The organism is Olivibacter sp. 47 (assembly GCF_030372825.1).
Lineage (GTDB): Bacteria > Bacteroidota > Bacteroidia > Sphingobacteriales > Sphingobacteriaceae > Olivibacter > Olivibacter oleidegradans.
On the sequence record NZ_JAUCNR010000001.1, the window covers coordinates 1,106,032 to 1,118,046 of the forward strand.

Annotated in this window: 13 protein-coding genes; 6 read left to right on the forward strand and 7 right to left on the reverse strand. The window is 41.6% G+C overall.

Annotated elements, in window-relative coordinates:
• Window positions 1-48 precede the first annotated feature (48 nt).
• Window positions 49-219, reverse strand: coding sequence for a hypothetical protein (locus QT327_RS04865; RefSeq protein ID WP_210421328.1), 171 nt, complete (start codon window positions 217-219; stop codon window positions 49-51).
• A gap of 162 nt (window positions 220-381) precedes the next feature.
• Here QT327_RS04865 and QT327_RS04870 point away from each other — a divergent pair, with 162 nt between their 5' ends.
• On the forward strand, window positions 382-1,377 hold the full coding sequence (locus QT327_RS04870) for an SDR family NAD(P)-dependent oxidoreductase (protein ID WP_289552218.1): 996 nt from the start codon (window positions 382-384) through the stop codon (window positions 1,375-1,377).
• 148 nt (window positions 1,378-1,525) lie between these two features.
• The gene (locus QT327_RS04875; protein ID WP_289552219.1) at window positions 1,526-2,380 is read left to right on the forward strand and encodes a helix-turn-helix domain-containing protein; all 855 of its coding nucleotides are present in this window, start codon (window positions 1,526-1,528) and stop codon (window positions 2,378-2,380) included.
• Window positions 2,381-2,672: 292 nt separating this feature from the next.
• Here the strand turns inward: QT327_RS04875 and QT327_RS04880 are convergent, their stop codons facing one another.
• A complete protein-coding gene (locus QT327_RS04880) occupies window positions 2,673-3,116 on the reverse strand; it encodes a GNAT family N-acetyltransferase (RefSeq protein WP_289552220.1) in 444 nt (147 codons plus the stop codon).
• A gap of 746 nt (window positions 3,117-3,862) precedes the next feature.
• On the opposite strand from QT327_RS04880, the gene QT327_RS04885 reads away from it, so the two are divergent.
• Together QT327_RS04885 and QT327_RS04890 are read left to right on the forward strand one after the other, a co-directional pair.
• Entirely contained in the window at window positions 3,863-4,540 is a 678-nt protein-coding gene (locus QT327_RS04885; RefSeq protein WP_289552221.1) for an ATP-binding cassette domain-containing protein, read from the forward strand.
• 22 nt (window positions 4,541-4,562) lie between these two features.
• Entirely contained in the window at window positions 4,563-5,459 is an 897-nt protein-coding gene (locus QT327_RS04890; RefSeq protein ID WP_289552222.1) for a flavin reductase family protein, read from the forward strand.
• 160 nt (window positions 5,460-5,619) lie between these two features.
• Here QT327_RS04890 and QT327_RS04895 read toward each other — a convergent pair whose 3' ends face one another.
• From QT327_RS04895 to QT327_RS04905, 3 genes are all read right to left on the reverse strand, one after another.
• The gene (locus QT327_RS04895) at window positions 5,620-6,447 is read right to left on the reverse strand and encodes an NAD-dependent epimerase/dehydratase family protein (RefSeq protein ID WP_013668198.1); all 828 of its coding nucleotides are present in this window, start codon (window positions 6,445-6,447) and stop codon (window positions 5,620-5,622) included.
• Between the two features lie 63 nt (window positions 6,448-6,510).
• Window positions 6,511-7,365 (reverse strand): AraC family transcriptional regulator, encoded by an 855-nt coding sequence (locus QT327_RS04900; protein WP_289552226.1) that lies wholly within the window; start codon window positions 7,363-7,365, stop codon window positions 6,511-6,513.
• A gap of 88 nt (window positions 7,366-7,453) precedes the next feature.
• Entirely contained in the window at window positions 7,454-7,870 is a 417-nt protein-coding gene (locus QT327_RS04905; protein WP_149106181.1) for a Cif family virulence factor, read from the reverse strand.
• Window positions 7,871-7,957: 87 nt separating this feature from the next.
• On the opposite strand from QT327_RS04905, the gene QT327_RS04910 reads away from it, so the two are divergent.
• On the forward strand, window positions 7,958-8,305 hold the full coding sequence (locus tag QT327_RS04910) for a winged helix-turn-helix transcriptional regulator (protein ID WP_289552227.1): 348 nt from the start codon (window positions 7,958-7,960) through the stop codon (window positions 8,303-8,305).
• A 137-nt stretch (window positions 8,306-8,442) separates the two neighbouring features.
• Here QT327_RS04910 and QT327_RS04915 read toward each other — a convergent pair whose 3' ends face one another.
• Complete coding sequence (locus QT327_RS04915; RefSeq protein ID WP_289552228.1) at window positions 8,443-9,636, reverse strand: MFS transporter; 1,194 nt, start codon at window positions 9,634-9,636, stop codon at window positions 8,443-8,445.
• Window positions 9,637-9,733: 97 nt separating this feature from the next.
• Entirely contained in the window at window positions 9,734-10,681 is a 948-nt protein-coding gene (locus tag QT327_RS04920) for a helix-turn-helix domain-containing protein (RefSeq protein WP_289552229.1), read from the reverse strand.
• Between the two features lie 326 nt (window positions 10,682-11,007).
• Between QT327_RS04920 and QT327_RS04925 the strand changes: the two genes are divergently transcribed.
• A complete protein-coding gene (locus QT327_RS04925; protein WP_289554407.1) occupies window positions 11,008-11,946 on the forward strand; it encodes an aldo/keto reductase in 939 nt (312 codons plus the stop codon).
• The last annotated feature ends 69 nt before the right edge of the window (window positions 11,947-12,015 follow it).

Sequence of the window (12,015 nt, forward strand, 5' to 3'; positions counted from 1 at the left end):
CCGCCGGGCAACAATTATTGGCAGAGGTTTAGGTAGCGATCGCGATCTTCACTTTTTGCTGCGTTGGCAATTACCAGTGCTTCCCTTGTATTGAAAACCGATGACTAAACCTGAGGAAGGGAAAACTTTATATTCATTTTCCAATTCATTCTCCGACACCACAAAATATTTGATGTAACGTTTCAGTCTTTCAGTCGGAAAATGTTTCTCGGACTTCATCTTATATAACAAAAAGTAGATGTATAAAAAGCATTCTACTCTTGCATATGCCATCAAAAACAATGGACTTTTAAACAAAGCAACTTCGGACGTTTGAACAAAGCCGGATTTTGATTGCCTGTTTACCTTTGTTTTATCAATAACGAATAAAATTTCTAAAAGATGGAAAAAAACAATTATCAGGGAGCATTGCAACAGCCAATAGGCTCGGGCTTCAACGCTGAATCAACAGCAGCAGACATCATCAAAGGTATTGACCTTTCAGGAAAAATCGCCGTTATAACAGGTGGTAACACAGGTATCGGTCAGGAAACTACCAAAACATTGGCACAGGCCGGGGCAACTGTCATCGTACCGGCAAGAGATGTAGAAAAAGCAAAACGTAACCTGGATGGAATCGCCAATGTCGAAATAGAGCCGATGGACCTGATGAATCCGGCTTCTATTGATGCCTTTGCACAAAAGTTTCTGAACTCTGGCAGGCCTCTGCATCTGCTCATCAACAATGCCGGCATTATGTGGGTACCGCTTCGCCACAACAGCCATGGTATTGAATCACAACTGGCGACCAATTACCTGGCACAATTCCGGTTAACAGCAAAGCTATGGCCTGCTCTCAAACAAGCGAATGGTGCCAGGGTCATCAATGTATCTTCCCACGGTCACCAGTTCGGAACCTTCGATTTTGATGACCCCAACTTTCAGCATCGTACATACGAAACATTACAGGCGTATGGTCAATCCAAAACGGCCAGTAATTTGTTCGCGCTTGAACTGGACAATCGGGCCAAAGCCTTCAATATACGGGCATATAGCCTGCATCCGGGTTCCATTGCGGGAACTGAACTTGGAAGGGAAGCACCCTTGGAATTATTTGTAAAAATGGGTTTTGTGGACGAACAGGGTAATATGTTGCCCGAAGTCTTGGCTTCACTCAAAACGATACCGCAGGGTGCTGCCACAACGGTATGGTGTGCCACTACGCCTTTGCTTGATAATATGGGTGGTGTGTACTGTGAGGATGCAGATGTTGCACCGTTAGCATCCGACAGCGGGCCGTCTCGGGGCGTAAAACGCTATTCGTTGGACGAGGCTGATGCCAAACGCCTGTGGAAATGGAGCGAAGAAACCAGCGGCATCTCTTTTCCACTGAGTTAATATCAAACTAAAGGGAATAAAAACGTTGAAAGATAAATCTGTCTGCCTTTCTTCGAAAGTTTAACAGGACTTTTAAACAAAGTAGATTAACTGATATTCTTTACTTTTACAGTAATTTTTCCGTACGGGATTACAATAAGAAACAGCTATGCAATACGAAGCCAAATACATAACGGATGATATCAAACTTTCCTGTTACGAGGATAAGTTTTTCAAATCAGACATTCTGTTTGAGCACCATATGCTGATCTGGTTCATTTCGGGCGAAACAAAAATTGTTCTGGCAGATGCGACTTATATTTTTAGAGAGGGTGATATTTTCCTGATTCCAAGAAACCAGCTCGCAACCATCATTAATTATCCCAAAGACGGCAAACCGCATCAGACAGTCGTGATGCATCTTTCCACAGCGAGATTAAGGGATTTTTATGCCAATCAGAATGGAGTTGCCAAAATCTTGGAACCGCCGAAAATCTATCATTTCAACAATCATCCGCTGCTGGAAAGTTGTTTATCTTCCCTGGTCCCGTATTTTGAAATGAACGAGCTGCCGGAGCATATCGCGTCATTAAAAATTACGGAGGCCATTAGTATCCTGAGGGCGATTGACAAAAGCATAGACAACATACTGACCAATTTTGAAGAACCGGGAAAAATTGATCTGACCGACTATATGGAAAAGAACTTTATGTTTAACCTTCCCCTGGAAAAATTCGCTTACCTGACCGGGAGAAGCCTCACTACCTTTAAAAGAGACTTCAGCAAAGTGTTTCATACTACCCCACAACGGTGGCTCACGCAAAAGCGGCTGGAACTGGCGCATTATCAGTTTACGGAAAAACAGAAGCGCCCGATTGACGTCTGTTACGAAACAGGCTTTGAAAACCTGTCGCACTTTTCGTACGCATTTAAGAAACATTTTGGCTATGCCCCAACTGAATTGCTGAACCAACCTACCAAGCCCCCGCAAACTTTAAATCCACGCCCGAACATTGAAACTTAAAATAATGCAAGGAGACAAGGGTTTGCCAAGGAAAACAAACGGGAATACCTGTTAAGCGACTTCTTAATAGACATGTTTTAACATCTCTGGAACCTTACTTAAAGGGTGAGCCGAACATCAAAATTTACAGTGCAATATAATTACCATTCAATCCGAAAGAATGATACTGGCAAAAGGATATGCTGCTGAAAGCAGTAAATGGGATGAGCACTTACAGTTAACAATCGTCCAACTTGAGGGGTAATTTGGGTATAAAAATTCCGGGCATATCCCGTCCAATTGTTTTAGATTCTCATAAGTTATAATTGTAAAATTTAAAGGTGCTCTCCTTAAACCCAACTTCCTCATAAAGCTTTTGCGCAGGGTTGTCTTTCGCCGTACTCAATGAAATTCGTGCACACTTCTGCTCTGTACAGAATTCAATAGCTTTACCTATCAGTAGCTTCGCGACACCTTTTCCTCGCTCAGACTCCAATACGTATAGATCGTTTAAAATAAAAACCTTTTTTAATGATGCGGATGAGAAGCTTGGATATAATTGAACAAAGCCGATTATTCGTCCATCCTTTTTTGCGTAAAATAGAGTTGACTCCTCGTTTTCGAGGCGCGCTCTTAAAAATTCAATCGCTGCCGACCTGTCCTTCCTCATCCCATAGAATTCTCTGTAAAGCGAAAACAGTGGTTCTATTTTCTCCACATCAACAACTAATGCGCGTATAATAGCGGTATTATCCATTCTATATTTTTATAATTCTACATTAACCTTCGATACGAGGGAATCTTATTGTTTTTCCATGATCCTTTTTAATGCAGGTTCAATTGCTAAAATATGACCATGTCCAAAAACCAACATTACTTTATTATGCATCAGGATCAAATTTTAAAGTACTTAACTGAGTAATGACCTTTGTTAATGCAAGATACAAGTATTTTTAAAACATATTGTTTTATGTTTAACGAATGCTGACCCGTAGGTCGAAGAAGCGTATGGCTCTGAATAAAGCTACCTGATAATTATTAAATGTAAGCGCAAAGATGTTATAAGTTACATTACATTGGATATGTATCTTTATCAAAAGTAATCATTATATTGTATCGACTGACAGATACCACTCAAAAACGATAAAAATGAATTTATATATAACCAAGGATTCCTAAGGAGTAGCTCAAGTAGAGTAACTGGAAAACAAACACCATGAACGTTTTTTTACACTTTTATAAGCGGGTTTTCGTTGCGAATTTTTCCTTTGCATTTGTCTTTTCGACATTTGCATATCTAGTTCCGAATTTGGCGCTGAGGGTTTTCGTTATATCACTTCCTACTTTTGCTTACGGGCTTACCTTATTTTTCTTTGAGAGATACAAATACCAATATTACATGTACAGAAATTTAGGGTATAAAAAAACGCAATTAATACTCTTTGGCTTTTTCGCAAACTGCATTATCGCATTACTTATGTATACTGTATTCAGCTTTCTTTTATGATGAACAAGCTAGAAATTGACTCTATTCAGCTCCATGTTGGTAATCATAGGCAACTCTTAACGGATTGCTATTTGAGTTGTTCTTCGGAAGAAATTATTGGGATATTGGGTCGGAACGGCAGCGGTAAATCTTCGCTGTTTGAAATCATCTTTGGCACGCTTGAACCATCCAATAAATTTATCAGAATTAATGGACAGGTATGTAAAACTCCGTTTGCAAAGAAATTGGTGGGGTATATTCCGCAGACATCCATTTTTCCGAAAGACGCCACCGTCCGGAAACTGTTGAAGTTTTTACTTAATAGCAACCGTTTTGAAGACCTCAAAAAAAATAAAAGGATTGAGTCGATTCTTTCCTCAAAAATCCGGCATCTTTCCGGTGGAGAATTAAAATACCTGGAAGTATCCACCATACTGCATATGGACCATCCTTTTGTGTTACTGGACGAACCTTTTTCCGGAATTGAACCGATATTTCAATCGGAAATCCAAGATTTACTTACGCGTAATCCGTATAAGAAGGGAATCTTGGTAAGCGATCACAATTTCCGAAACATAATGGATGTAAGCAACAAGCTCTTTTTACTAAACGATGGGGCTTTGGTGAAAATAACGAAAAATGTTGAACTGGAATATCTCGGCTATGTTCCCAAGGGTACATTTTCTGAAGATTGAACTCACGCTAATAAAAATTTGAATGAGGTTAAAAACTTTTGATGCGTCATCATTAACACCGACGGAAATGCAAGGTTATTTGCACTATGCCATTGCACCCCGACCAATATGTTTTGCATCCACTATTAATAAAAACGGCGAGGTTAATTTAAGTCCGTTTAGTTTTTTTAATGTATTTAGTATCAATCCTCCGATATGCGTTTTTTCGCCAACAAGCAGAGCGCGGGATAATACCACTAAGCATACGCTTGAAAACGTTTTGGAAATACCTGAATGTGTGATTAATATGGTGAACTATGATATGGTTCAACAGACCTATTTAACCAGTTTAGATTATCCAAAAGGAGTAAATGAGTTTTCGAAAGCGGGGTTTACCGAATTGGCCTCGGAGACGGTAAAGCCGCCCAGGGTAGCGGAATCGACCGTTCAATTGGAATGTGCAGTGAATGAGGTGATATCGCTGGGAAAAAATGGAGGAGCAGGTAATTTGATTATCGCAGAGGTGAAACGGATGCATATCTATGAAGGTATTTTGGATGCAAATGGCAAAATAGACCCTCATAAAATAGATTTGGTGGCTCGTTTAGGCGGTGATTGGTATTGCAGGGTAACCAGCGATAATTTATTTAAAATTGCCAAACCGATCGATTATGCCGGAATAGGTATCGGCGTAGATGCTTTTCCTGAAGAGGTTAAAAACTCCAACGTATTAACCGGGAACAATTTAGGGTTATTGGGGCTTGTTAAAACGCTACCATCCGATGAGGAGGTGGAAGCCTTTCGCAAAACCGATGAAATGAAAGAACTGCTTGATGATACCGCCGACCGCCACAACCGCACCACACGTCTGCATTTAAAAGCCAAGCATTTGTTAGATAACGGCCGTGTAATGGATGCATGGAAAGTGTTGTTGATGTAGTTTGTACTCTTCCATTTCGAACGGGGGAGAGCTAAATATCCAATAGGGGTAATATTGAAAGAAAAATTATGAGTAGATCCTCTATGGCGAATAGCTCAGGTTACGCGCCGGTGAAACACGGATGTAATTCCGGCGCGACCAAAAGAAGATCAAGTATTTGTCAGAGCAGGTTTTCTTGTGCCGCCTGATAAACGGTTCTTATCGAAGGTTGAAAGCCCAAGCTACGGGCGAGCGAGGCATCGGCATGAAGATACCAAGGGTTTATCAACGGCTCTGCGGATGAAGTCATCGTTTCGCCAACAAGCTGCAAGAGCTCGTATAATGTCGTTGGGGCCTCATCTGCGATATTGACCACTCGCCCATCCATGATCCCTTGCAAAGCCATGATGATAGCCGTGTATATATCGCGATGGTGGATGGTGCTCATCCGCATAGCCGGATGAAATTTTGCAGCAACCACATGTTTAGGTAATTCTTCCAGGTGGCCGTCACCATCACCATAAACAAATGGGAAGCGCAGAACAGACCAATTCAATCCGCTTTCACTCAACTCATTTTCCGCAGCAACTTTGCTAGCCGGATAGGCATGTTGCGGGTTAAGCGCATCATCCTCCCGACCGGGGTGTGGGCTATTTATATCGTAAACATGGCTGGTACTTGCAAATATGAAACGGGCATCAGGAGCGTTGCTCTTTACGGCATCAATGAGATTGCGCGTACCCTCCAGATTACTTTTCCAGATCAGGTCCATATCCGTTGACCGGAACACGGCTGCCAGGTGAATAACAGCTACGGCGTCTTTTACAGCTTCTTGAAGTGTCGCCGGATCAAATAAGTCGCCTTGCACAGCCGTTACTCCGGTCGCGACTTCTTTGCCACGTACCAGTGCAAAACAATCATATCCCGCTTTAACAAGGCGAGGCAAAAGCCTTGACCCAACTAACCCGGTTGCACCGGTTAGCAATATTTTACCAAATTGTTTGTCCATAATTAAATCGTTTTGGACAAAAGTGCGGCTAATGTACTAGTAAGATTCGGACAAAAACCGCTTTTACAAGGACAAATCCCGGTAAAAAGCGGCTATCGTTTTACCTGTTACCTTTTTGAACAGACGCGAAAAATAACTCGGGTCATTAAAGCCGAGCTCAAATGCCAGTTCCTTTACCGATGTATTTTGGTTATTATACATTCTGCGTCTGGCCTCCATGATCAAACGGTCTGTGATGAATTCCTTAGGTGAAACGCCGGAATGCTGTTTTACGATTCTATACAAACAATCTGTGCTTAAGGCCAGCTTATCGGCGATCTCCGTGATGGCAGGTTGATCAGTAAGATTATCTTCTACAAATAGTTTGAACCCTAAAAACTTATCAAGACCCGCTGCCGTGTGCTTCTTATGTAATGCATAATAAGCGGCGTTTATTTCTGTAAGCAGGCTGTTCAGGTAAGCCAGAATCAGCTCCGGATCATTGTCGGCAGTACGTAGCAGTTCGTTCAAAATCTTAAACGTATTCCGAAGTCTAAGTGCAGCATCGGGTGGAAAACTGATTTTTTGCCGGTTCAGAGGGTTGAGCAAAAAAGGGAACTTTTTCGGCAATCGCGAAAGGCACTCATCGTCAAACCCCAATTTATAATAGTCTGCGCTATGGTCGGTTGTAGGCAGTTGCCTAAGTTGGTGGGGTAACGCAAAAAAAAGCTCATGTTCGCCTACTTCGACCGTTTTCCCGTCTATGACCTCTTGGCTGTTCCCGCGCAGCACGAAAAGAAAGAAATAATAAGGTAGCCGTTGAGCAGAACCGTATTGAACCGCCATCTCTGATGATATATGGCCAAACTCCGGAGAAACGATACGTATAGAGAGCTCTTTGTTCTGGCTCAGATTTTCAGGAAAAGTATTAAGGGGCATAGTTTCTAACGATCACCTTTAAGCGAATTTACCAATTAATCTTTATATTTCAATATAAGTGAGGTTGGAACCATTATTCAATTAACTTTTATTCTGTAACTATACTCCCGTCCCAATCTCCTCCATTCGGAACAGAAGTGTGTTGGTGAATTAAAAGCCATTCATTCTTTTCGTCTTTTTTGAAACAGTCTGTTTCTCGGAATAATAAGGTCTTCTTAACATCATTTACGAGTACAATTTCTGCTTTTTGAATGGTGCATACAATGCCAATATCCTTGCTTAGAAATGTGTCCGTGTGAAGAATAGAAATTTTACACGATTTAAAGTTGCTAAAAGTAGTATCTAATTTTTTTATAGCAGGTTGAATACCGCGCGAAGCAAAAGGTGGGATATCGTACCATAAGGCATTTGTTGCCCAATTTTTTGTGCTTTCTAATCCTGATGTAGATTTTGTCATTGTTTCCACCATGGAAACAAGAATTTCTTTATCATCTTTTCTAATCATTATCAATTATCTTTTACAGTTAATAGTGCAAATATATTAGCAAGAAAGTATACATTTGATACCTATATACAAAAGGATACTTAATTTATGACAAAAGAAGAAGAAAACCTGTTTCAAGAGAATATCAGGGCGGTACAAGATACAATGTATGTAATTGGTGGTAAATGGAAATTACCAATCATCCTATCTATTTATAAGGGTAACAAGCGTTTTAATGACATAGCTAATTCTATTCCGAAAATTACAAATCGCGTTTTGTCGAAAGAGTTGAAACATTTGGAGGATAATTTTTTGATTAAAAGAACCCTCGTGAACGAATACCCGGTTAAAATCGAATATTCCGTTGTAGACTATACATTTTCGCTTCACGATATTATAAGGCCAATAGAAGTTTGGGGTAAAAAGCATAAAGAGAAAATCAGAAAGGAGTTATAATATTATCAGTTTTTATCTCTTTACTTATTATTACCAAATAGTTTAAATCGGAATCATTCAAGATACGTTCCAACTCCTATCCATTTCAGCTTTTTAGGGGCATTAAGCAAGATTTTAAATGGAGAAGAAAGTTATTATTACTTTTCATTTCTAAAAACAAATATCGAACAAACTGCTGCTATCAAAATACTAGCGCCAAATAGCTGAAATGCGCTATCTAGACCGATATTGACGATCAGGCTCAATACGAGACTTCCCAGACCGTAACCTGTGAAAAGGGAAAAAGCGAAAAGTCCGGTAGCAATGCCTTTTTTGGAACTGAATGTAGTGACAATGGCAGCAAACAAAGGATGGGATAAGTCAAATCCTAAAGATAGCAATGCTACTAAAACATGAGATGCGGCAAGGCTGAAATTCTGGCTTAGTAGTAGCACGGTTATACCGCTTAGCGCTAAGCCCACAGGTATTATCTTATTTCTTCCGTAGCGGTCAGCTAACCTGCCCAACAATGGACCCAACAACAGCCCCGGAATACCATAACCTAATAAGGCAAGACCGATCTGAAATTCGTTCAACCCATAATTCTTATAGAAGAAATAACCCAACCACGCAAAAACACCACTATGGAACATACCGTTGAACATTACATAAAGATAGGTCCGCTTGGCCCTTCCGGTCGACAAAGTACTCTGGATAGACAGTATAATATTATCCCTTTTTTTTACCGCAGCTTTGGTTTTTCCGAAGATGTTCTTTTGCTGCATCAATATCAGAACCAAAATAGCCAATCCGATAGATGCAACTTCCGCAAAAAGCCATTGCCAACCTATCAGGGAAGTAATTAATGCCCCTGTGGTGGCTCCAAATGCCGTACCGCCTGCCATGGCGCCGAAAAAAACGCCGAGGGCGTGACCCCGCTTTTCGTAAGGATAGGAATCACCAATCCAACTAATGGTTGTAGGAGCAACACCTGCAGCACCAATTCCTGTCAATAACCTTAGGAAAATCATCTGGTTGACTCCGTTTACAAAAGCAGTCGACAAAGTAAATAAGCAAAACATAAAAAGGCTAAATACGATAATCCGGAACCTACCGAAGCGGTCGCTAAGTGATGCATATACCAATGTGAACAGTCCATACCCGAGTAAGTAGGCAGGTTCGATAAAACTGACGTGACGGACAGTAGTACCGAACTGCTCGGAAAGCATGGGCAGTAGCGGTGCGACCATAAAGCCTTGAAAGATGATAATGAAAGTAGCCAGTGATACGATATAGACTGGTAGCATAGACGCCTGTACGGCTGTTTCGCCGCTTTTATTTAATTTGCTCATTCTTTTCTTTATTGTAATCGCCCAAATTTCGGGAGGATGAAAAGAATATCGCTTATACCAATTCAGGTGATGATTGGACTTTTTATCGATTTTGGCTTTAGAGTGGGCGTCGCATGAGTTGAAGGGCATCATCGCGGTAAGCCGTGGGTGTGATACCCGTCATTTTCTTAAAAAACCGGTTGAAATAAGGTGCTTCATTGAATTGTAGCAGGTCAGCTATTTCCGATACCTGAAGATCCGTATGTGTCAACAGGCTTTTTGCCTCCAGCAATATCTGTTCATGGATATGGTGCAACGCGGTGTGCCCAGTATACTTCTTGACAAGAAAGTTCAAATGACTGGGTGTGAGGTGTAGTTCATCTGCAATATTTTTTACGGTTGGTTTGTGCTCTTTTCTTTTGCTGGGTGCATCGATAGAATAACTATCCAACACTTTCCTGAACCTGATCATAAGGGATGCCTGTTTTAACTGAAAATCTGTTTTTGCCTCTTTGTCTTTATAGTACAGGCGACGGACACTAATAAGCAGCACCCTTAACAGCGGTTGTATCATTTCAAAATTATCCGCATGACCGGATTTCATTTCGCTGAGCAACGTTTCGGCTATACGTCCTACGGCATCCATATCTTCCTGCGATACCCTTAAAATTGAATTGGCTCCGTTCATGAAGAAGGGAAAGTCTTTTTCAAACCTCGGCCCTAGTGGGTCGATTTCCGCAAATTCCGGCGTAAAACAAATGAGGTAGCCATATATGGTTTCCACACGTTGCCAGCTTTCTATCTTGCCTGGATACGCAAAATAGATAGAGTTTGAGGATGTACTTACGGTTTCGTCGGGCAACAGGAATCGGAGCCCCGGTGTTTTGCAAATGACAAGCCGAAAAAAATTTCCACGAAAGAGCGGCATGAACAATAACTTATCTTTTGATTGGTCTTCCATCCGCATAATCGTAAAAAAATTATTCTCAGCCTTCCCGATCCGAAAAGTATCGTAGAAGTCGCTGATTTTATCGAGCCAGGGAATATAAACTTTGGTATTTGGCATAAACTAAAAAGACCACCGTAAATTTAAGTAAAAATTCCTCTTCGGATGTAATTAGGTCTGAAAGCGATGCTCTCAAAAAGTATCCCATTGATGGTTGAGTTAAATAGCATGTCGTTCGACAAGACAGTCTGGTATGCAGAATGATGATGGATTTTCGCGGCCAGTTTCTCCAAAGAATTCACTAAATCATTCCTTGATTTGCTTACAAGCTTCAGGGATTTGCATACACGCGCGCAAGTTGGTTTACCGACCTTTGGATCATGGAAATTAAACAAATTGCATTGGGCAGCCAGGGTTTGGTTGTGCCGATGGTCGGCCTGGGCTGTATGGGTATGACGGGTTTTGAAGAAGGCCATATGTACGGGCCTGCGGATGAGCAGGAAGCGATCGCGACGATTCACCGTTCGCTCGAGCTGGGCGGCAATTTCTTGGATACTGCCGATCTGTATGGACCGCTGAAAAACGAGCAGCTCATTGCGAAGGCAATCAACGGTAAACGCGATCAGTATATTCTGGCCACCAAGTTTGGCTGGGAGATCGATGACAACAATAAAGTGACTTGGGCCATCAATGGTAAAAGGGATTATGTAAAGAAATCTTTAGAGCGTTCGCTGAAGAATCTCGATACGGGTTACATCGATTTGTATTACCTACACCGTCTGGATAAAAATACGCCGATCGAGGAAACGGTGGAAGCCATGGCCGAGCTGGTTAAAGAAGGTAAAGTAGGTTATATCGGTCTGTCGGAAGTATCGTCTGAAACGGTTAAGCGTGCGCATGCCGTACACCCTATCACCGCAGTACAAAGCGAGTATTCTTTATTTGAACGAACGGTGGAAGAACGCGGAGTGTTAGCGACATTAAAGGAACTGGGTATCGGGTTTGTAGCTTACTCACCATTGGGCCGTGGCTTTTTATCGGGACAGATCAAAAGCATCGATGACCTGCCGGAGAACGATTTCCGCAGAGCGATTCCGCGTTTCCAAGGCGAGATGTTTAATAAGAATCTTGAATTGGTCAAGGCAATTGAAGCCATGGCTGAAGAAAAGAACGTAACTTCTTCGCAGCTGGCTTTGGCCTGGATCATGAGCAAGGGTATTTTACCGATCCCGGGAACAAAACGCAGAAAGTACCTGGAGCAAAACCTGGCGGCGACTACCATTGACTTGACGGAGGCGGATCTTTCGCAATTGGAAAGCATCGTACCTTTGGGTACGGATACGGGTGCACCTTACGATGAGTTCAGTATGGGTTTAATTGATTAATTTTGTGTATGAACGCAATTAACTCCATATCAGAATTTCACCGACTCCTGTCATTGCCCGAACCTCGCC

Bases quoted from the DNA above. Each gene is read 5' to 3' on its own strand.
- QT327_RS04865 (WP_210421328.1), bottom strand. From the start codon at position 219: ATGAAGTCCGAGAAACATTTTCCGACTGAAAGACTGAAACGTTACATC.
- QT327_RS04870 (WP_289552218.1), top strand. From the start codon at position 382: ATGGAAAAAAACAATTATCAGGGAGCATTGCAACAGCCAATAGGCTCG.
- QT327_RS04875 (WP_289552219.1), top strand. From the start codon at position 1,526: ATGCAATACGAAGCCAAATACATAACGGATGATATCAAACTTTCCTGT.
- QT327_RS04880 (WP_289552220.1), bottom strand. From the start codon at position 3,116: ATGGATAATACCGCTATTATACGCGCATTAGTTGTTGATGTGGAGAAA.
- QT327_RS04885 (WP_289552221.1), top strand. From the start codon at position 3,863: ATGATGAACAAGCTAGAAATTGACTCTATTCAGCTCCATGTTGGTAAT.
- QT327_RS04890 (WP_289552222.1), top strand. From the start codon at position 4,563: ATGAGGTTAAAAACTTTTGATGCGTCATCATTAACACCGACGGAAATG.
- QT327_RS04895 (WP_013668198.1), bottom strand. From the start codon at position 6,447: ATGGACAAACAATTTGGTAAAATATTGCTAACCGGTGCAACCGGGTTA.
- QT327_RS04900 (WP_289552226.1), bottom strand. From the start codon at position 7,365: ATGCCCCTTAATACTTTTCCTGAAAATCTGAGCCAGAACAAAGAGCTC.
- QT327_RS04905 (WP_149106181.1), bottom strand. From the start codon at position 7,870: ATGATTAGAAAAGATGATAAAGAAATTCTTGTTTCCATGGTGGAAACA.
- QT327_RS04910 (WP_289552227.1), top strand. From the start codon at position 7,958: ATGACAAAAGAAGAAGAAAACCTGTTTCAAGAGAATATCAGGGCGGTA.
- QT327_RS04915 (WP_289552228.1), bottom strand. From the start codon at position 9,636: ATGAGCAAATTAAATAAAAGCGGCGAAACAGCCGTACAGGCGTCTATG.
- QT327_RS04920 (WP_289552229.1), bottom strand. From the start codon at position 10,681: ATGCCAAATACCAAAGTTTATATTCCCTGGCTCGATAAAATCAGCGAC.
- QT327_RS04925 (WP_289554407.1), top strand. From the start codon at position 11,008: ATGGGTATGACGGGTTTTGAAGAAGGCCATATGTACGGGCCTGCGGAT.